The sequence below is a fragment of the Singulisphaera rosea genome (genome assembly GCF_054877945.1).
On sequence record NZ_JBTYIP020000038.1, the window covers coordinates 1 to 19,355 of the forward strand.

Sequence of the window (19,355 nt, forward strand, 5' to 3'; positions counted from 1 at the left end):
GCCCTATAAAACAAGGCATGCCACGAAACTATGGAAATCGAAGAGGCGCTCACTCGAAAACGCACACGCTCGCGCAAGTGCCGTTGCCAAAACCCCTTAAATCCAAGTTGGAGGGGCGTGAGAGGGTCTTCGATACGCTTGGTTTAGGGTTAGAATGCGAAGGATCGACTTTTAAAGTTTACCGACCAGATTCGCGATCACGACCGTGAGTTCGGCGGGGTCGACCGGCTTGGCGACGTGGATCTGGTAACCGGCCAACAGGACGCGTCGACGATCCTCGGGGCGGGCATAGGCAGTCAGGGCGACGGCCGGGCACCGGGGAACTCCGGTTTGGGACTCGAGCTGGCGGAGTCGTCTGATGAACTCATATCCGTCGACGCCGGGCATGCCGATGTCGCTGACGATGACCTCGAAGGAGCCGCTGCGATACTCGGTGAGGGCCTCCTCGGCGGAACCGGCGGTGACCACGGCGGCGCCGCAGTCTTCGAGGATTCGGCGCATCATCGACCGCGCATCCGCCTCGTCATCCACCAGGAGCACGCGGACTTCCTTGAGGTCGTGCGTCTCCTCATCGATCGGCCCGGTCGCTCGGGTCGGATGGACGCCGGTCCGACGCTCGGTATCGGAGACTGCCCGCAGGGGCAGCGAGACAACGAACGTGGCGCCGAGACCTGCGCCGGCGCTCCGGGCGTAGATGGTACCTCCGTGCAACTCGACGAGGTGCCGGACGATCGAGAGGCCCAACCCAAGTCCGCCGTGTGTGCGGTTGCTCGCGGCATCCTGCTGGCGGAACCTATCGAAGACGTGGGGGAGGAAACTCGACTCGATCCCCTGCCCCGTATCGGAGACGCTGACCTCGACGTGGGAGTCGATGCGCTCGACGATGACCTGGATCTTCCCCCCTTTTGGCGTAAACTTGACGGCGTTCGAGAGCAAGTTCCAGAAGACCTGCTGCAGGCGGGTCGGGTCGCCCGAGATCTTGACATGGTGGAGCGGGTCTAGGAGTCGCTCGATCCGCAATCCTTTCGCCTGGGCCGCGGGAGTGACGGTCTCTATCGACGCCTCGACGACCGTGGTGAGGTCGATCGACTGGAGGTCGAGGCGGAGCTTGCCCGAGGTGATGCGGCTGGCGTCGAGCAAGTCTTCGATCATCGTCGCCTGGACGCGGGCGTTGCGCTCGATGACCTCGCTGGCCTCGCGGAGATCCTCGATGTCGCCACCGCGGCGGAGGATCTGGGCCCAACCGATGATGGCATTCAGAGGGGTGCGGAGCTCGTGGGAGAGGGTTGCCACGAACTCGTCCTTGATTCGGTTCATGCGCTCGGCCTCGCTGCGGGCCGCGCGTTCGCTGGCGAGCATCTCTTCCTTGTCGGCGTCCCCTTTCCTCAGGACCCGGTTCTGCCTCACAAGGTCGGCGGCCCTCCCGAGCATCGCCTCGGCCAAGTCGCGCCTGAGGTCGGAGGCGACGGAGATTTCGGCCGAGGACCAGGGCTGGCTCCGGCCCCTAACGACCTGCTTCCAGAGGGCGAACGACCCTCGTGGGCTGAGCCGGACCCCGTCGCCCCCCTTCTCCACCGCCTTGGAGGGGTCGCCGGCCCAGTCGACCTCGCGGACCTGTTCGGGTCGGAACCACATCACCCAGTCGCGGTTCCCCTTGCGGATCGAGATCGCCAGGAGCCCGGCGGCCACGGCACCGATCGAGTGCAGGCCGAACATCGCGCCGAGGGCATCGGTGTGGAAGAGCTCGGTGTGTTCCCGCTCGGCGAGGCGTTCGGCGATTCGGAGGATCTCTTCGACCGCGGGAGTCATGCCGATGCGAGTGACCTCGTCGCCGTGGATGACGGCCGCCCCGCTGGATTGGAGGAGATCCAGGATCGTCGGCTCGACATCCGTCAGCGCGATCCCGACCTGTTCCATCCGCCAGAGCCGGTCTGCCAGGGCCATCCGGATCGACGCCATTCGTTCGCCGTAGACGGCTTCCTCTCGCCCCTCGCGGCCGACGAGCTGCATCGACATCACCTGACCCAGGAGCTCGCAGGCCGTGCGGATGTCGTAGGGGACATATCTCGGAGTGTAGTGGTGGCAGGCCACGAGGCCCCAGAGTCGATCATCCTTCAGCAGGGAGATCGACATCGAGGCTCCCACTCCCATGTTGCGGAGATACTCGATGTGGATCGGCGAGACGCTCCGCAAGACCGCGTAACTCAAGTCGAGCGGGACGGGCGACGTGGGCCCGGCGGGTGGCTGGATTGGGACGGATTGGTATTCGCGGTCGGCGATGAACCGGAGCCAGTTCTGCGAGTAGAGCTCTCGGGCTTGCCTGGGGATGTCGGAGGCGGGGTAATGGAGCCCCAGGAACGACTCCAAATCGTCACGCTTCGCTTCGGCGATGACGATGCCGTTCCACTCGGCATCGAAGCGGTATACCATCACGCGGTCGAAGCCCGCGATCTTCCGGACCCACTGGACGCAGAGCGCGTACATCTCGCTCAAGTTCGACGCCTTGCGCAGGCCGGTGACCGCACCCTGGGTCATCCGGTACAGGTCGGCCACCGAAGCGCCGACCGCGTTCCGCATCGGCTCGAACTCGAGGATGATGCGGTCCCCGGCCCGATGCACAATCGCATCGTACCCGGCCATGCCCCCCTTGGTGCGGACGGTGTAGAGGTATTTGGGTGCCGTCTCGTCCTTCAAGGCCGCGATGCCCGTCGCAACACGTGCGTAGTCGACATCATCGACCAAATCCGTCAGGTGCCGACCGAGGGCGTCGGTCGCCGCGATCCCGAAAAGCTCATCCAGGTTCTCGCTCGCATGGGAGACGATCATGTCGGCCACCCCCACAGCGATCAACGCCCCGTGTGGCTGGATCGCCCCCGGGATGCGGATGGGCTCGTTCTCGCAATTTGAGAGGTCGATCTCCGTATCCGGTCGGCTCATCGGCGAATCCAAGGGAGAATGAGGCAGGAATCGGGCCGAACACACTCACCGGTATGGCAGACCTCAGCTCGCCCGTGGAGCCGCGTCGCCATTTGTCAATTTTCGTAAAACCCGATCGCTTGGCGAGTTGGCCGCAAAAATCGGATCCGGGTCCGCCGCAAGTATCCATCTCTGTACAGGCGTCTTTGTCCGGGACGAGACTCAACGCACGCCGATCTTCGTCGTCAAACCATTCCGGACGGTATCGACGGGTCATCTTCTCACACATTTCGCATGCCGTAAGGGGGTAAAAGCGACCTCGGGAGCGGACGACGCTCGGCACGCAACCACCCGATGTCTCCCCAGAGTGACTTTTTAGAAGCCCGAGGCGCAAGCGAGCGAATTTCCACGGGAGAAATTGAAGAGGATTCACTCGCTGGCGCTTCGAGCTTGTATCAAAGAGAGGGTAATCGCAGGCTAACCGATCGAAGGGCTCTTATAAAGCAACCTGACCCCGAAGCAGAATCGCGAGCCGTCTTCGATGGGAGTGCCGAGGGGGAAAATTCCGAACGACCAGACGCAGCGGATCGCTATCGGCGAGGATAGCGGTCCGGGGCGTTCGTCTCAGAAAGTTCGCAGCCCTTTCGCTCATTCAGGCTTGAGGAGCCGAGCCACCGACCAAACCTTGATGATGCCCTTTTCATCGGCGGTGGCGAAGTACTTTTCGTCGGCGGTCAATGCGGATGTCACGATCGGACTTGTATGCTCTTGCACGATCCGAATCTTGCCGGAGTCGACCTGTCCGCCGGCGATAACGAACCTGGTGGTGAAGATGCGGAGCCCCTGGTGCGTGAGTAAAGCCGGCTTGCTCCGAAGGAGGAAGTACTCATTCTCCGGGACATATTGCCGACCTTCGAGGCTCTTGAAGGTCTTGGCGTCGCGGATGTCGAACAGTCCATCCCTCCAACTGAAGGCCACCAGCCATTGGCCGTCCGGAGATTCGCGGAACCGACTCGGGCCGGCCCCTGTCGTCGGTGCTTCGTGCTTGAAGAGGAGCTTCCCGCCCTCCGCGTCGAAAACGTGTTCCTCTCCGCCGTCGATGAACAACAGACGATCGCCGGCGGCGGTCCAGCTTACGGACCAGGGATCGCGCAGGTCGGCGATGGTTTTCTTCCGTTTGCCCGTCGCCACGTCCCAGATGCGAATGCTGCTGTCGGCGGCGCCGGTCGCGAGCCAGCGACCATCGGGCGAGAATACCATCTCTCTCGCCTTGAGCGCACCGCCATGCCCGACACACTCGACGGTCTCGCTCCCGGACCCCACATCGTAGATTTTGAGAGTCCCGTCCCCGACACCGAAGGCGACCAGCTTCCCGTCGGGGCTGAATGCGACCGATGACATCTGGTGATTGGAATTTTCGGAGAAGACTCTCTGTTTCCCGTCCGCGTCCCAGATGATTCCTTTCCCGTTAGCCAGGGCCACGGCGATCAACGGGTCGGTCTTCGAGGTTTGGATGTCGACCACGTCCTTCACATCGTCGGCCAGGATCGTCGAATCCTTCCCCGTCGACAGATCCCAGAGTCGGAGCGTTCCCTCGCGTCCGACCGAGACGAGTCGCTTGTTGTCGTACAGGGTCCTGAGCAGCACCGTGCCAGGCTCGTGAACCTTGAAGGTGTAAAGCTCCGGTTCGCCCGCAGGCTCTTCTTCTTCGACGGCGCGGGCCACTGGAGGAGGAGCCGGCACGGGCTTGCTGACCTTGACTCGTTCGACGGGAACAACCGGGCCGGCGAGCTCCTTGATTTCGATGTTTCGGAACCGCACCTGTCCGATCCAGTTCTCGAGGCCGATCCGTCCGGATTGCCTTTGGATGCCGGGGAACTGCCTGGACTTGCCGAGATATTTGATCAAGTCCGTTTCGAGGACCGAATGGCCGTTGACCTGGACGCGGACGAATCGGCCTTTGACCTCGAGCCGCATCGTGTTCCACGTCCCCACCGGATTCAGGGTCGCCGGCCTGTTGATGGCCAGGTCGTAGAGGGCGCCGCAACGTTTGATCGGATGGAGGCGGGCGTCGCGGTCGGGGTGGAAATCGTCCGTGATCTGGATTTGAGGAGGTAGGCCTGAGCTCTTGCCCGAGATATAGTTCTCGCCCGAGATTGACCGGAACGCCAGGCCGCTGTTCGCCCCCTCCGATGTCTTGAATTCGAGCTTGAGGATGAAGTCGGCGTAATCCCGATCGGTGTGGATCCAGCCCGAGTTCGGAGCCCTGCCATCGACGACGAGCTCGCCGTCCTCGACATGCCAGGCGTCGGGGTCGCCGCTGTCGACGACCCATCCGGCGAGGTCCTGCCCGTTGAAGAGGGGATGGAAGCCGGACTCACCCGCTTCTTCCACGATGACGGGCTTCTTTCCCTCGGCGACGGCCTTGGCCAGCATCAAGGTCACGCCCTGGAGCTTCTGCGGGGTGGGTGCGTCGAAGTATCCCCCCTTACCTGCTCGGGCGACTTCCTTCAGGGACGCCTTCTCGTCGGGTCGGACGCCGAAGCCGACGACCTGCACGCCGAACTTCAACTTCAGGTTCCTGGCGAGCTGGGCGGCCTCACCGACCGGGTCGCCGTTGCACATTTCTTTTCCGTCGCTGATCAGCACGACACCGGAAGGCCCCTGCGACCGTAGTAGTTCTCGCCCCGCCACATTCAGCGCCAGGCCGATCGGAGTCGAACCCGAAGGTTGCAACAGCCCGACCGACCTGACGAGGGAATCCCGCCCCCGGGCATCGATCGCGCCGAGCGGGCGGACAACCCTCACGGCCTCGCAGCGAAGGGCCTTGTCATGACCGTAAATGATCAGCGAAAGATAGAGACCCTCGGGAGCGTTCCGGATCAATTCGATCGCCGCACGCTTGGCCGCCTCCATCTTGGTCGACCCGTCGGCGGTGCCCTCCGACATGCTACCCGAGCAATCGACGAGGATGGCGAGGTTGGCGATCTCACGAGAAGGGTCCAGGGTCTTCACGGCCCCGAGCTCTTTGAGGAGAGTCTCGGACGCGCCGAGCTTCTTGAGCTCCGCGGCCTGGTCGATGCCGAGAGTGAAGACGCTCCCCTTGATCCGCTCGAGGATCGCGTCGTCGGGGATTTTGAATCGGACCATCTCGGCGAGCTCGTCGAACGTCACCGCCTGTTCGGCACCGGGGGCGGCCTTCGACTCTTCGGCCTTCTTGCCGGCCTCGGTGATCGCATCGAGGACGAGTTCAGGGACACCCGCCTTCGTTAGGCGACCGAGGGTCGCCGCATCGGCCTCGAAGCCAATCCCCCGGTTGCGAACCATGCCGGCGACGGCCTCGGGCTTGATCTTCAACGTTTTCACGAGGCGAGTCATCCCGTCTTCGGTCAACGGGCCGGTTGATTGGCCTCTCGACAGGGTGGGGATGGCCAGTGAAACGACGATGGCGAGGATGCTCAGGGCTTTGGCAAACGTCATCGATCAAGGCTCCATCGATACGTGTTTGAGAAGATCTCGCCGGTCATGCGTCGACTCGCCCCGGCTCGCTGAACACGTCGCCTTACGTGAGGAAGCAATTCTCGGTGACGCTTGCAGGCCAAGGATTTAGAATGTTTTTGGATTGTGTCCGGACTGTCGCCGTCTTGCGTTCTTGAGGGTGCGAGAACCCACTTGGACGGCCCCTTTGAGGCGTGCGATCGATGGATCTCTCAGGCCGACTGCGGAGGGCTCCGACCGTCATGAGCATCGACCGAGACCAGGGAAGATTCGCGAGGGGCGATCGCACCGGCCGCTACGGCTCCGAGTTCGCGTCGGAGTGGCGGCGAGGCGGTCGTCCTCGGATCGAGGATATGCTCGGCCGGGTCGACGAGGCGGAGCGATCGAGCCTGCTCTCGGTCCTCATCGTCACCGAAGCCACGCTGCGGCGAGAGGGAGGAGAATCGCCAACACTCGAGGAGTACCAAACGCGTTTCCCCGCCCTGGAGATCGATTCGGTCGAGTCGACCTTCCGGAACATGGGCGGGGCGGCCCGAGGGCCAAGCCCTCGTTTGCCGCGAAGCCTCGCGGAGTTCGAGGGATTCCGGCTGACCGAGCTCCTCGGCCGGGGAGGCTTCGGCGAGGTCTGGAAGGCGGAAGCCCCCGGGGGAGTTCAGGTCGCCCTGAAATTCGTCCGGCTCGACGCGACCCAGGGAACGATCGAGTTTCGCGCCTTCGAGACGACGAAGGGGATCCGACACCCGAACTTGATGTCACCGTTCGCGGCATGGCAGGTCGATGGCAACCTGGTCATCGGCATGGAGCTGGCGGAAGGGACCTTGATGGACCGCCTGAACCAGGCCAACGCCCAAGGCCTGGTCGGGATCCCGGCGGACGAGCTCGTGGGGTATCTCGAAGAAGCCGCGAAGGGGATCGACTTCCTCAACGAGCGACGGCACCTGTTCGACGGCAAGTCGATGAGCGTTCAGCATCGCGACGTGAAGCCGCAAAACATCCTGCTGGTCGGTGGTGGCGTGAAGATTGCCGACTTCGGACTCGCTCGATTGTTGGAGACGTCGGCAACGGCTCACTCGGGTGCATTAACACCGGTCTACTCGGCGCCGGAGTTCTTCCGAGGCGAGACGTCGAGCCGGTCCGATCAGTACTCGCTCGCCGTGGCGTATTGCCAGCTCCGCGGAGGTCGTCCCCCATTCCGAGGTACCGCGGAAGCGCTCATGCATGGCCACCTGATGGAACCGCCGGACCTTTCGATGCTCCCTCCTCGCGAACGGGCCATCGTGAGGCGTGCCCTCGCCAAGGATCCGGCCAAACGTTGGCCCGACTGCCGGACGTTCATTCAAGCCGTGCGGGAGGCGGTGAAACCGAAGAGTCCCTGGAGGCTTCGGGCAACCCTGGCTGCGACGGTGCTGGGATTGGCCGCTCTTACCTTTGTGCTCACGCACATCCAGTTGCCCGACGCCGCTCGCACCAGGACCAAGCCGCTACCTGTCCCTGAGCCCATCCCCTCGCGCTCGGGCGAGGCCCCCTCCACTCCTTCGGTCGTCCCGAAGCCGATCGTCACCGTGCTCGAGGAGCCTGAACGCGTCAGCCCGTCGGTCATCACCAAGGTCCAAAGTCCTCCGATCGAGCCTTCGCCGCCGGTCGTCAAGGAAACCGCCACAGTCCCTCCGCCAACCCGCCCCAAGTCCTTCATCGAGGTCGGCAACGACGCCTTCAAGGCCGGCGATTATGTCTCGGCCCTCGTCGCCTACAGCGAGGTCCTGGCGGTCGACCCGGACAACGTGCCCGCCCTCAATAATCGCGGCGGGACGTACTCCAACATGGGCCTGCACGACGCCGCGATCGAAGACTTCGACCGCGCCATCAAGCTCCGCCCCCAGGATGCCCAGGCCCTGTTCAACCGAGGGACCGCTCGAATCGCCATGTTCGACCACGCGGGCGCCGTCCAGGACCTGACCGCCGCGATTGCTCTCGACCCGAAACTCGCCGGCGCCTACACGAATCGAGGCGTGGCCTACCAAAAGCTGGGCGACAAGGCGCACGCCGAGGAAGACTTCGCCGAAGCGAGTCGCCTCGGTGTCGAGAAATAATCGTCCCAGTCCTCAAGGATCCGGCTGATCCTCGAACCGGAGGAGGTCGAGGAGGTATCGCCCATAGTCGTTGGGAATCCGGCGAGCGAGCTCCACGAGTTGGTCGGCGCTGATGTAACCCATCCGATAGGCGACTTCTTCGATGCAGGCGATCTTCAGCCCCTGCCTCGACTCGATGGTCTCGACGTAGTTGGCGGCCTGGATCAAGGCTTCGATCGTGCCGGTGTCGAGCCAGGCGAACCCCCTGCTGAAGCGCTCGACGCGGAGTTGGCCACGGGCGAGATACTCGCGGTTGACGTCCGTGATCTCGAGTTCACCCCGAGGGGACGGCTCCAGGTTCGCGGCGATATCGATCACCTGATTGTCGTAGAAATAAAGGCCCGTCACCGCGAAGTTCGATCGGGGCCTGGCCGGCTTCTCCTCGATGGAGACCGCCTGGCCGAGGGAGTCGAATTCGACGACTCCGTAACGCCGCGCATCCTTGACGAAGTAGGCGAAGACGGTCGCCCCCGACCGTTGCTGACGGGCGCGGGCGAGCATCTTCTGGAACCCCTGGCCGTAGAAGATGTTGTCCCCAAGGATCAGGGCGACGTTCGACGTCCCGACGAACTCTCGACCGATCAGGAATGCCTGCGCCAGGCCTCCCGGATGGGGCTGCACTGCGTATCGGATCGACATCCCGAGATGCTGACCGTCGCCGAGGACACGCTCGAAGTTGCCGATATCTTCGGCGGTCGATATGAGCAAAACCTCGCGGATCCCCGCCAGCATCAGGGCCGACAGGGGATAATAGATCATCGGCTTGTCGTAGACGGGCAACAGTTGTTTGCTGATCGCCCGCGTCAGCGGGTAGAGCCTGGTCCCCGAGCCCCCGGCCAGGATGATCCCCTTGGGCGCCTCCGCCTGGTCTTCCATCGCAATCTGAACCCCAACGGCCCGGTGGACTTTCGGCGAGTTCGCCGAGGGCCATGCTATCGGGAGAACCCCCTGGTCGGCAAGGACGCGTCTAGTCGTGGAAGGACACCGTTGATAGCCTGGAACCAGCCTCTCGGAACCTCGTCGATGATGACGACCAGGCACGGACTTCCTGATCCCGACAAAGGACTCGACCGAGCCGGAAGGTGCCCTTTGGACGGTTCGCTGTTCCCCCCAGGACCAACCGATGCGCCTCGCTCGACGACCAATCCCGGCGGTCCTCGTCCTCGTCCTGGTGTCGGCCGGCCTCTCGTGGGCCGTCTGGCCCCGAGGCGAGGCCCTCAAGCCCGAGAGCACACGAGTCGCTGTCGAAGCTGGAAGCCGCGTCTACGAGAATACTCAGGCCGGCGTGGCCTACGTGGGAGACGCGGTGTGCAGCCGCTGCCATGCCGGGCTGGCGAAGACGTACCATCAACACCCGATGGGCCGTTCGATGTCACCCGCCGCCGAGGTCGAACCGAAATCCGTCGGCCAAGTCCTCGACGTGGACGACCTCCGTTATTCCATCGAACGCCGGGACGGGCGTGTCTTCCACCGAGAGGAGCGTCGCGACTCGGCCGGGCGGGTGCTGCAGACGACCGAAGCCGAAGTCCAGTACGCCCTCGGCTCGGGGACGCATGGGATCGCTTTCCTGCTCGAGCGAGGGGGGAAGATGTATCAATCTCCCCTCTCGTGGTACTCCGAGACGCGACGATGGGACCTCGCGCCGGGATACCGCGGCAAGAATTATCACTTCGACAGGCTCGTCACATCCGAATGTCTTTACTGCCATGCGGACCGGGTCGTTGAATCGCCGGGACAACCCCTGATCTTCCTCGGACTGTCCATCGGCTGCGAGCGCTGTCACGGGCCTGGGGAGCGGCATGCCAATCGTCGTGAATTCGTCAGCCACGACGATCCCACGATCGTCAATCCCGCCGACCTCTCCCCCCCGCTCCGAGAGGCGGTCTGCGAGCAGTGCCATCATCAAGGGGGCAGGCGCGTCAACCGGCCGGGCCGTTCCCCGTTCGACTATCGCCCAGGTCTGGCGTTCGACGAATTCGTGTCCGTCAGCTCTTCGGCCGGCGACCCTCTCAGTCGCAAAAATGCCGTCGGGCAGGTTGAACAGATGCGCGAGAGCCGGTGCTATCAAAAGAGCAACAGCCGTCTCGGTTGCCTCTCGTGTCACGACCCGCATCGACTTCCCGACGCCGGCGAGAAGGTTGCATTCTACCGTGGCCGTTGCCTCGAGTGCCACGAAAAGCGAGGATGCTCGCTGCCGAAGCCCGAGCGGCTCTCTCTCAACCCCCTCGACGACTGCGTGTCTTGCCACATGCCGAAGTCGACCGTGGTCGACGTCGCCCACACCTCGAGGACGCTCCACAATATCCCCAAGATCCCGACGGAAACTCCAACTTTGAAGGGCTTGCCGTAGCAAGCGAGGAGGGTTCACCACAATGGACACAAAGGATAATTAAAGCCTAAACTCGATTTCCAATATTCCCTTTGTGTCCTTCGTGGTGCCCCCCCCTGTATTAATCCTGCGCATGAAATCGCCGCACCCTCGAAGAGGCGCGGCGACTTGTTTCCGAATGTTTCGACTCAGGCCTGGACGATGCGGTGGTCGATCGAGAATCGACGGCCGAGGGGGGACTTGAAGTCGAAGTAGCCCATCCCGAGCGACGACGCGAGCGTGATGTGCTGCGGCTGCCGCACATCGAACCCTTCGGTGCCGAGCGGGTCTCCGGCGAGCTTGCCGGTGCCCGCGACGGGCGGGAGCTTCTGCAACTTGCGCTTGGCGTCGATGATCGTCCATTCCACGTGGTCGAGCGCCACGGGGTCGGTCGCGAAGAAGAGGGCGTTGTATTCCCAGGTGAATTTGACGTTGTGAGCGAACGGGCCGCCCTGGAAGACGCCTCGGATGCCGTCCATGATCTGGAGGACGGCCTTCTTGCGGATGATCGGGTGGCTGACGACCTCGGGGATGAACATGTTACACGCGTTCGTATCCGGCGTGCTGTGCGAACGGGCGACGTTGTTCACCGAGCCGTGGCTCATGTTCTTGAGCGCACCGGTGACCCCGGCGGAGCCGTGGTCCTTGAGCACGGGGAGCATGACGAGCTTGTTGACCCGCTTCGTGAGGAAGAGTCCGAGGTGGGACCGGAAGTTCCGGTCGTCCTTGATGTCGTTCCCCCGGCTGACGAGGTTCATCTCAACGAACTCGTCGCGGTCGTATCCGGCGAGCGGGTCGTTACGGAAGCCCGGCCAATCGAGCAGGAGCTGGGAGCCGTCGTCCTCGGGGGTCAGGCCGCCCCAGCGGATTCCTTGGGGCACGTGCTCGTGCATCTTCCCGCCCATGAACTCGCTGCGGTAGCGATCATAGACGAAGATGTCGGAGGTCTTGACCCCGGCGGCCTTGAGGCCCTCGATCACCTCGAGCATCAACTCGGGCGAGCTCTCGGCCAGGGGATAGCCGTTCGGGACGACCTTGACGCCGACGACGTCGCCGGGTTCGAAGAACGAACGCCAGGCGTCGACAGCCTCATCGGCCCCGGTCAGTTGCTTCATGCCCTTGTCGAGGGTCTTGCGGATCGCCTCGCGGCTCTTGACGCCGGATTTGATCATGCCCTTGTTGCGGACCTCGACGACCCGTCCGGGAAAGGGCCCCGGTGCACCAAGCTTGTCCTTGAACGACTTGGGATCGGCCGCGGCAGCCTTGGGCTCCTGGGCCGAGACCCGTTTGGCGGAGAGGATGGGGAGAGCGGCCGCCGCGCCCGCCAGGAAGTGGCGACGATTCATACCGCCGCAGGGATGGTGATGGGACATGTCTGAGGGTCCTCCGAACGGGCCGTCGAACGAGTACGCCGAGTCCTCCCGGGCTCGGCCGGGGGCGTGAGACGCCCCGGCGAGGTGAATCGGCCGTCCCGGTGTCAGTCTTTCAGGTCGAACGGAAAAGTGTTGTTCCCTTCCTTCACTTCCGCGGTCAAGTCCGTCTTACCGACGCTGTTGTACTTGCTGGGGACCGCACTCTTGGCCTTTTTATAAGCCTTGGCGACGAAGTCCTGGGGGATCATCACGCTCGTCGCCCCCTTGGCCTTGCCGGCCGCCTCGGCGGCCGCCATGTCGGGCGATCGAGAGTCGACGGTGACCTTGTACTTGCCAGGGAACGCGCCGTCGCCGGGAGTCAGGGTTGTGAGCGAGTACGACCCTCCCTCGATGGTGCCGGTGGCCGAACGACCATCGCCACCGTCCGAGATGAAGGTGATGACGCCTTTCTCGACGGGCTTTCCGTTATAGGAAACGGTACCCGAAACGGGATATCGTTTCGAGAGCCCATCGTCGTAACAGCCGGAAATGACGACGGCGATCGTGGCCAGAAGGCCGAGACGCCGCATCCGATTCGAAACGTCGTGCATGGCCGGAATATCGTGGGTCATCTTGAAAACTCGGGAGCGGCGACGGAGGAGAGCGGCGATCCGACGCCGCGCACCCTCCGGAGTTGCCGCCGTGGGATGGATCGAAAGAAAGCCGCCTCGGACGTTCAATCGCCGAGGCGGCCCGGTGTGGTCGATTGGATTCGGTGTGCGAAAGGAAAGGGGTCGGCCATTCGAGACCGGCCCCTCCCCTTCCACGGTCGCGATCAATAGGCGTCGGAGCTGACGACCTCGCCGCCGTTGCGGCTGCCGAGGTTGACGTAGGTCACCTTGTTGATCGAGTTCTTCAGGAAGTGGACCGAACCGTCGGCGAACAGGAAGTTGGCACCGCCGGGGTGTCGGCTCTTGAAACCACGGGCCGCGTAGCTGAAGCGCGAGGTCCAGACGTCGGACCCGAAGCCGCCGTTGGGGTCCTCGGTCTTCCAGTTGAGCGGGATCGTCGTGCCGAGCGCGGCACCGGTGGCGGTCCACATTTCGCTGTTGGGGTCTTCGGCCGGGAGGCCTTCACCCCCGAGGATGGTGTTGCTCGTTCCGTCGGTGACGCCGGCCATGTTGGTCGTGTGCATCGTCCGGTAGTCGGAGAAGCCTCGCATCACGCCGCCACCGTTGGCGTTCGAGACCGCGCAGTCATAGCTGGTGCCCCAGAATCCGGCGAAGCCGATCGTCGCCTGGCCGGGGGCGAGGGTGGCGCCGCAGGGGGTTTCCCAGGGATTCTGGGTTCCGGTCAGGCCACCGATGGCGTAATTGTCGCCGAAGCTCAAGTAGTAGTTCACGACCGGGCAGGCCGCCGCGCCTCCGCCCGGTTTCGCCGGCGGGCCGTACATCGGGTAGACGCCGGTCGAGGTGTTGGCGGGAAGGAAGCCGTTGTTATGCTTGCCGTCCGAAGGGCAGAGGAACACGCTGACGGTCGTGTACCAGGCGGTGGCCATCGCCGCGCTCGAGTCGCCCCCTTCGTGCAGGCCGAAGTTGATCGAGTTGAAGATGGGGTTCTGTTCCATCTGGGGCAGGATCAGGACCCGCCACGACATCCCGTTGTTCGACCACGCACCCCACCCCTGGCTCGGGTTGGTCGCCATGGCACCCGGGACGAAGATGTCGAACGAGTCATGATAATTGTGGATGGCCAACCCGATCTGCTTCAGGTTGTTCACGCACTGGGCGCGTCGGGCGGCTTCGCGGGCCGACTGCACGGCGGGCAAGAGGAGCGCGATCAGGACGGCGATGATGGCAATGACCACCAAGAGTTCGATGAGAGTGAAGCCCGAGCGGGGCTTCCGAAGTCGAGACAAAACCATCGGATGACTCCTTGAGTACTTGAGGGGGAAAACGATTCGTTCTACGGCAACCGGTCGGCCTCGACCGGCTCTGGTGGGGTTCTCGGCCCGATGACGTCCTACGGACGGCACCGTGTTTGATCAATAATACATAAGCCGATTAACATCCCTCGGCCTTGCCGCCTCCGGCATGACCGACGTCGAACATCGACCTCGACCAGACTCTTCGAAAGACGGACACGACCGCAAACAGGACCTGCAACCTCACATCAGACAGCTTCAGTGGGAACGGGTGACGTCCCGGAGGACTGCAGGTAACGCCTCCCGGCCCCCCGGCCACAACGTCGGGGCCGCGTGAGCACCCCCTCCTGAACCACCACCGGCCGATCGATCGATCCGAACAAGGGAAATCCACCGGCACCATCCCCACGACAGGGATGACTGTACCGACGCTCGGCCGTCACCCGGGATGAGGAGCGGTGGACCTCGAACGAATTCATGGATGGTTGCCGGTCTGGACGCCTCCTCGGATCAGTGAGGCGCAGAGATAGTCGTCACAATAGAGATCGCAGTCGCGCAACACATTTTTGCCATATTTCCGCGTGCGTCCAAGCTATTTCCGGTAACTCTTGTCAAATAAGAACATTGGACCGCCCTATGAAATTCGGTCAACGAAGTCCGTAAAAGTACGGCGTCCCGAATTCATCCTTTTGGATTTACACATTTTAACGAATTCGGTTAACCAGCTCGAATCGTGCGTGATTTGACAAGGTTGTCGTGCACTCGACCGGTTGATTTCCTCTATCCGCAGACCCCCCGCGACGGATCATGGTCGGACTAGCACGCCACGACCCCCAGGAAACGATCTTCGGGAACTCCGACCTCCTACGTGCTTAAGCTATTCATAAATTTCTGCTTCAAATCGATTATCGATGAGCGTCGTCCCGGTCCGGGATGGATTCCGAAATCGTCCGATCGATATAATCACCTCATTGCGGGTTCCCGTCCGGCGAGGTCGGTATTTAAGGTCGCAGGGCGGGCGAAGCGGCCCGCGAAGGTTTCAAAGGGGTCATCCCAACAATGGCGGCACCGTCGTCTTCCGAGACGTCCCGGGCGGTACCGGCGTCCCCCCCTCGGCTCACGTTGGTGCGAGTCCTCGTCTTGACAACCATCGTGGCGGCTGTAGGTTCGGCCCTCTCCTGGTTGCGAACCGAGTCCGTCCCTCCGGCAGCCCTCCTCGCCCGCAAGGCGATGGCGTCCGGACAGTTCACCAAGGCATTGCCATCCATCGACTCCTGGTTGCAGGCCTCCCCGCGCTCGGCCGAAGCCCACCTGACCAAGGCGAGGGCCATGCTCGCGCTCGATCGGGTCGACGAGTTCACGTCGAGCTTTAAGCGAGCCAAGGAACTCGGTGCCCCGGAGTCCGAGGTCGAGCTGGTCGTGGCCCTGCTCCAGGTCCGGCAGAGCCGCTATCGAGACGCCTGGCCCGTCCTGATCCGCGAGTACGAGTCGAGGAAGACGCCCGACCCCATGCTCAAGGAGGCCGTCGCCAGGATCTATCTCGAGTACTTCGAGCTGGAGAAGGCGATGGCGGTCATCGACCGTTGGATCGCGGACGCTCCCGGGAGTGCCAAGGCCTACTTTTGGCGCGTCGAGATCGACAACCGCGTCCCAGGCGAGAGCTCGAGGCTGCTGGCGGACTATCGCAAGGCCGTCGCCCTCGACCCGACGCTTACGAAGGCCCGGATCGGGCTGGCCAAGGAACTCCTGAAGCTCCATCGCAACCAGGAGGCCGCGAAGGAATTCGACGCCTATCTCGCCCTTTGCCCGGACGATGCCGAGGCCCACGTCGGGGCGGGCAACAATGCGTCGGAGCTCGGAGACACCGCCTCCTCGATCCTCCACTTCGACCGGGCCATCGCGCTTTCCCCGAAGAACGTCGAAGCCTTACGCGAACGCGCCGAGATCGACCTCAAGCAAGACCGGTTCGAGCCGGCCCTCGAGCGACTGGGCCGGGCGATCGCGCTCGACCCCTTCGACCTCGACGCGCGATACGATCGGGTCCTGGTCCTCGGTCGGCTCGGGCGTCAGGAGGAGTCGAAGGACGAGCTCGACATCGTCAAACGCTTGCGTGCCGACAACGAAGAACTGAACAAGATCAAGGAAAAGCTCGTCCACGCCCCCCACGATGTCGCGATCCAACTCGAGGTCGCCGGTTGGATGTTCGCCCACGGCCATGGTCCCGAAGGGGAGCGCTGGACCGAGAAGATCCTGAGGGCGACCCCCGGACAACCCGAGGCCTGCCGCCTGGTGGCCGATTACCACGAGCGGTCGGGGAACCCGGGGCTCGCGAACTTCTATCGCCTCCAATCGAAGGCCCCCTCCCCTGCCCCGGTTCAGACACGCTGAGGGGTCGCGGTTACGAGTCGGCCCTTCGACCGAGAGGCGTACTTCACCTCGGGCGATTGCCGAGGACCTGGCGATAGATCGCGGCGAGTTGATCGGCGTGGTGGGACCAGTTGAAAATCTTGGCCCGGGCGAGTCCGGCGTCCCGTCGCGAACGCGAAACCGGATCGTTGGCCCGGCGTTCCTCGAGGAGGGAGAGCGCGGCCTCGGTCCATGCGGGGACGTCGGCGACCGGACGGTAGACGGGAGCATCGCCACCGACCTCGCGGAGGACCGGGAGGTCGCTGGCCAGGAGGGGGACGCCGCTCGCCAGCGCCTCGGCCACGGGCAAGCCGAAGCCTTCGGCCTCGCTCGGCAGGAGGACGAGAGTGGCACGCCGATAGACGGCCGCCAGAGTCGCTCGCGAGCAGAATGGCAATGAGACGACCGCGTCGAGGATGCCGAGTTCCCGTGCCCTCTCCTCCTGGGTCGAGGTCATCCGGCCCCCGACCCGGATCAGGCGCGCCCCCGGATGGGCCTGACGAATCGCGGCGAAGACGTCGAGCAGAACGTCGATCCGCTTCCGAGGGATCGTCGACCCGACGTGGAGGATGTCCGGGGGCCCCTGCGGGTCGATGGGGCCTAGCCATGTCGCGGCCTCGTCGAACGCCGAGGCGTTCGGCTCCGCCGAGCATTCGGGGTGCGTCCCTAGGTAGACGACGTGGAGTCGCGAGGCCGGCAACAAGTCATGGGCGAGGATCGCATCCCGAGTCGCTTCGCTGTCGCAGACGACCGCCGCGGCCTTCTGCATCCCTTCCAGGGTTCGTCGGGCGAACGCTCGGAACCAGGCCGGGCGCGGTTCTCGGGCGGGATCGAGCAGACAGCGGAAGGTGTCGAGGTCGTGGCAGGTGACGATCGTCCGGTCGTCGGGCAACGCGTGGACGAGCTGCGAGTAGCTATGATCGACGAGATGGTACAGGTCGAACTCGCCTTGCCTGGCTCGTCGGCCGAGCGACCTTGGGTAGTCCCAGAATCGGTTCAGGAGCCGGTCCGCATTCCGCGCGGCTCCTCGACCTCGTACGATCGGCACGCGGGTCATGCGATGTCGGTAAGGCGGGCAGACCGGGGTGACCGAGAGCTCGGCCGAGTGCTCCCTACCGAGGTAGGCGAAGAGCATCTCCCCCATCAGGTCCATGCTCGGCCAGCCTTCTTCGGCGTAGTCGCAAACCAGGGCCAGGCGGGTCGGCGTCATGGCTTCGGCGTGGAGCCCGGCACCGGGCCCCCCTTTCGATGGACGTAGAGCAAAAGCGAGGACGAATGCGTCGGGACTTCCACCATCGCAAACCGTTCGACCAACGACCGAGGATAGTCGGATAGAGTCTCGGCCCGATTCCGATGTCCGAGCGCCGCGAGATACCACGAGTCGGTTTCTCGGCCGAGATCCTCCATGAGGATCTTCGGGTCTTCCTTCGGTCGATCCTGATACATGAGTTCCCTGATCCGATAGGCTGGCGTCTCGCCGGGCAAGTCGACGAGCTTGAAGAAGGCTCCGGCATAGACGATCAACGAGTTCGGCGGGACGTTCGCGACGACCGCCTCGCGGGCTTCGAGCAAGGTCCTGAGGTGTCCTTGATGCTTCTTGAAGACCACGCCGATCGCCCCGAGCAGGACTACGCACGAAACCACGACGAGCGCGTTCCAGACGCGTCCGCCCAGGGCCCGCCGGATCGGGGTGACGATCCAGTCATCGAGGACGCCTGCGTAGCTGACGATCCAGATCGGCAACGCAACCTGGAGCAGTCGCTGGCCCACCACGAGGGTCTCGGCCCAGCTCGAACCACTATCGTGAAAGTAGTAGAACGTCAGGAAGCCGAAGAAGACGCCGCAAAGCCCTCGGACCATCCAACGCAAGCGGGACCGATCCAGGACCGGGGCGACGATCATGCCAGGCCACAGGACCGCCAGGGCCGTGCTGTAAAAGACGAGGTGGGGGACGAAGACGTCGAGCTGGAATGTCCCCCGTCCTCCGGTGAACGGCTCGGTGGCGGTGCCGTAGACCACGAAGTTGTAGCCGACGATGAGGCTCCCGCAGGCCGCGGCCGTGACCACGCACAGGATCGCGTCGCGCCAGGCGCGAGGCCGAGCCGGCGGGAGCAAGAACGAGGCGGCCACGACGGGCAATGCCAGGGCGGCGTGGTAGCGCATCATGGCCGCGACCCCGACGCCGAGTCCGGCCAAGGGACCGGCCAACGCCGAGGTCGAGGTTAAGGCGAGTGCCGATAGCAACAACATCCCGCCGGCCGACGAGTCGGCGGTGATGGTACGGCTGTACGTCGCAAGGGTCGGGTGGAAAAGGACAAGGACAGCCCAGAGCGGAGAATGCCCGAGCCTGGCGAGAACCAGGCCCGCGAGGGCCGTCGTCGCAAGTTGGAGCACTAACCCCGAGGCGAAGGTCGCTCGGACCCCGCCGGCCAACAAGAACGGCAAGGTCACCAGCGAACGTCCCGGGTGCCTCGCGGGGACGTGCCGGCCGTGTACTTCGATGAAGTCGTGCGGGACCTGGAGCCCGGCCCCTTCGGAGGAAACCGCCCCGTGCGACCAGACGATCGCCTGATTCAGGAACCCCACCTCGTCCTCGATCCCCGCGAGCGGGGGATAGAAGGCCGCGAAGAGTACCGCGTAGGCCGCCATCAACACGGCGAGACCGATCCAGCCACGCGTTAGCCCCGCCCGGGGAGACGCAGTCTCGGCCGGTCCGGGAAACTCATGACCTTGATTCGAATCGAAGTTCATCGGCATTCATT

General features: G+C 63.8%; 11 protein-coding genes. 3 read left to right on the forward strand and 8 right to left on the reverse strand.

Annotated elements, in window-relative coordinates:
- Positions 1-171 precede the first annotated feature (171 nt).
- Both ACYOEI_RS36700 and ACYOEI_RS36705 read right to left on the reverse strand, forming a co-directional pair.
- Positions 172-2,937: an ATP-binding protein gene (locus ACYOEI_RS36700; protein ID WP_462855356.1), complete on the reverse strand. Its 2,766-nt coding sequence runs from the start codon at positions 2,935-2,937 to the stop codon at positions 172-174.
- A 627-nt stretch (positions 2,938-3,564) separates the two neighbouring features.
- Positions 3,565-6,396, reverse strand: a complete 2,832-nt coding sequence (locus ACYOEI_RS36705) for a 3-keto-alpha-glucoside-1,2-lyase-like domain-containing protein (protein WP_462855358.1) — start codon at positions 6,394-6,396, stop codon at positions 3,565-3,567.
- 260 nt (positions 6,397-6,656) lie between these two features.
- On the opposite strand from ACYOEI_RS36705, the gene ACYOEI_RS36710 reads away from it, so the two are divergent.
- Positions 6,657-8,504 (forward strand): protein kinase domain-containing protein, encoded by a 1,848-nt coding sequence (locus ACYOEI_RS36710; protein ID WP_462855360.1) that lies wholly within the window; start codon positions 6,657-6,659, stop codon positions 8,502-8,504.
- Positions 8,505-8,516: 12 nt separating this feature from the next.
- Here the strand turns inward: ACYOEI_RS36710 and rfbA are convergent, their stop codons facing one another.
- Entirely contained in the window at positions 8,517-9,419 is a 903-nt protein-coding gene (gene rfbA, locus ACYOEI_RS36715) for a glucose-1-phosphate thymidylyltransferase RfbA (RefSeq protein WP_462855361.1), read from the reverse strand.
- Between the two features lie 247 nt (positions 9,420-9,666).
- On the opposite strand from rfbA, the gene ACYOEI_RS36720 reads away from it, so the two are divergent.
- Positions 9,667-10,893, forward strand: a complete 1,227-nt coding sequence (locus ACYOEI_RS36720) for a cytochrome c3 family protein (RefSeq protein ID WP_462855362.1) — start codon at positions 9,667-9,669, stop codon at positions 10,891-10,893.
- A gap of 167 nt (positions 10,894-11,060) precedes the next feature.
- On the opposite strand, the gene ACYOEI_RS36725 is transcribed toward ACYOEI_RS36720, so the two are convergent.
- From ACYOEI_RS36725 to ACYOEI_RS36735, 3 genes are all read right to left on the reverse strand, one after another.
- The gene (locus tag ACYOEI_RS36725) at positions 11,061-12,284 is read right to left on the reverse strand and encodes a DUF362 domain-containing protein (RefSeq protein WP_462855363.1); all 1,224 of its coding nucleotides are present in this window, start codon (positions 12,282-12,284) and stop codon (positions 11,061-11,063) included.
- Positions 12,285-12,388: 104 nt separating this feature from the next.
- Positions 12,389-12,874, reverse strand: coding sequence for a hypothetical protein (locus ACYOEI_RS36730; protein WP_462855365.1), 486 nt, complete (start codon positions 12,872-12,874; stop codon positions 12,389-12,391).
- A 224-nt stretch (positions 12,875-13,098) separates the two neighbouring features.
- Positions 13,099-14,187, reverse strand: a complete 1,089-nt coding sequence (locus ACYOEI_RS36735) for a DUF1559 family PulG-like putative transporter (protein WP_462855367.1) — start codon at positions 14,185-14,187, stop codon at positions 13,099-13,101.
- A gap of 1,140 nt (positions 14,188-15,327) precedes the next feature.
- Between ACYOEI_RS36735 and ACYOEI_RS36740 the strand changes: the two genes are divergently transcribed.
- Entirely contained in the window at positions 15,328-16,575 is a 1,248-nt protein-coding gene (locus tag ACYOEI_RS36740; RefSeq protein ID WP_462855368.1) for a tetratricopeptide repeat protein, read from the forward strand.
- A gap of 43 nt (positions 16,576-16,618) precedes the next feature.
- Here the strand turns inward: ACYOEI_RS36740 and ACYOEI_RS36745 are convergent, their stop codons facing one another.
- Both ACYOEI_RS36745 and ACYOEI_RS36750 read right to left on the reverse strand, forming a co-directional pair.
- Entirely contained in the window at positions 16,619-17,803 is a 1,185-nt protein-coding gene (locus ACYOEI_RS36745; RefSeq protein ID WP_462855369.1) for a glycosyltransferase family 4 protein, read from the reverse strand.
- Positions 17,800-19,344, reverse strand: a complete 1,545-nt coding sequence (locus ACYOEI_RS36750) for a hypothetical protein (protein WP_462855370.1) — start codon at positions 19,342-19,344, stop codon at positions 17,800-17,802. Before ACYOEI_RS36750 ends, ACYOEI_RS36745 begins: the two co-directional genes overlap by 4 nt.
- Positions 19,345-19,355 lie beyond the last annotated feature (11 nt).

Excerpts from the sequence above, each read along its gene's own strand:
- ACYOEI_RS36725 (WP_462855363.1), bottom strand. The coding sequence starts at position 12,284 with ATGTCCCATCACCATCCCTGCGGCGGTATGAATCGTCGCCACTTCCTG.
- ACYOEI_RS36700 (WP_462855356.1), bottom strand. The coding sequence starts at position 2,937 with ATGAGCCGACCGGATACGGAGATCGACCTCTCAAATTGCGAGAACGAG.
- ACYOEI_RS36730 (WP_462855365.1), bottom strand. The coding sequence starts at position 12,874 with ATGCACGACGTTTCGAATCGGATGCGGCGTCTCGGCCTTCTGGCCACG.
- ACYOEI_RS36720 (WP_462855362.1), top strand. The coding sequence starts at position 9,667 with ATGCGCCTCGCTCGACGACCAATCCCGGCGGTCCTCGTCCTCGTCCTG.
- ACYOEI_RS36750 (WP_462855370.1), bottom strand. The coding sequence starts at position 19,344 with ATGAACTTCGATTCGAATCAAGGTCATGAGTTTCCCGGACCGGCCGAG.
- ACYOEI_RS36710 (WP_462855360.1), top strand. The coding sequence starts at position 6,657 with ATGAGCATCGACCGAGACCAGGGAAGATTCGCGAGGGGCGATCGCACC.
- ACYOEI_RS36745 (WP_462855369.1), bottom strand. The coding sequence starts at position 17,803 with ATGACGCCGACCCGCCTGGCCCTGGTTTGCGACTACGCCGAAGAAGGC.
- ACYOEI_RS36705 (WP_462855358.1), bottom strand. The coding sequence starts at position 6,396 with ATGACGTTTGCCAAAGCCCTGAGCATCCTCGCCATCGTCGTTTCACTG.
- ACYOEI_RS36735 (WP_462855367.1), bottom strand. The coding sequence starts at position 14,187 with ATGGTTTTGTCTCGACTTCGGAAGCCCCGCTCGGGCTTCACTCTCATC.
- rfbA (WP_462855361.1), bottom strand. The coding sequence starts at position 9,419 with ATGGAAGACCAGGCGGAGGCGCCCAAGGGGATCATCCTGGCCGGGGGC.